This is a genomic window from Mesorhizobium sp. M7A.F.Ca.CA.003.01.2.1, assembly GCF_003998945.1.
GTDB classification, from domain to species: Bacteria; Pseudomonadota; Alphaproteobacteria; order Rhizobiales; family Rhizobiaceae; genus Mesorhizobium; species Mesorhizobium ciceri.
Genome location: NZ_RZRA01001570.1, coordinates 1 through 605 on the forward strand (window position 1 = coordinate 1; position 605 = coordinate 605).

General features: G+C 68.3%; 1 pseudogene. It reads right to left on the minus strand.

The annotated features are described in order from the left end of the window. Window positions 1-67: 67 nt before the first annotated feature. Window positions 68-605 (minus strand): annotated as a pseudogene (locus EN969_RS34265) (class II aldolase); the annotation flags it as partial.

Sequence of the window (605 nt, forward strand, 5' to 3'; positions counted from 1 at the left end):
CATGGCGACGGCGCGCGCACCTGATGTGCCAATGTCGATGCCGATGACAAGTGGCATCATGTCCATGCTAGCCGCCAGCCGCGTTGAGCTTCTGGCGATACTGCTCGGCGTCCCAGTTGACCAGCTCGTCATTCTCGGAAGCGGTGAGATAGTTCAGCCGCGCGGCGATATCGATGCGCGCCGTCACGTCGGCGAGGCAGCGTTGCATGGCATCGGCGCCGGCACTGGCGTCGCCGCGCATCAGCACGCCTGCGCCGGGAAACAGGATCGCCGCAGGCGACGTGCCCAGTCGTGCAACGACATCTGCCACGGCCTCGCCTGGCTTCGCCACGACGGAGCCCTGGCCGAGGAAGATGACGTGGTCCGGATAGAGGCTGCCGGCCTGCGCCATGCGGCGGCTCTCAGCGTCGAGCGCAACCGCATGCGCTTCGACATCGGCCGGCAATCTGTAGCCGCTGTCGCCGGCAAGCGCGGCCAAGGCGTCGAGGTCGGGTGCGGCGGTCGCGCGCGCCGGCCGGGCCAGCAATGACCTGATACGGCGCAGCAGAAGCTCCGCCCCGGCGACGGTTTCGGCAGCGACGACCAGCCCGTGATTGCCAAGGATC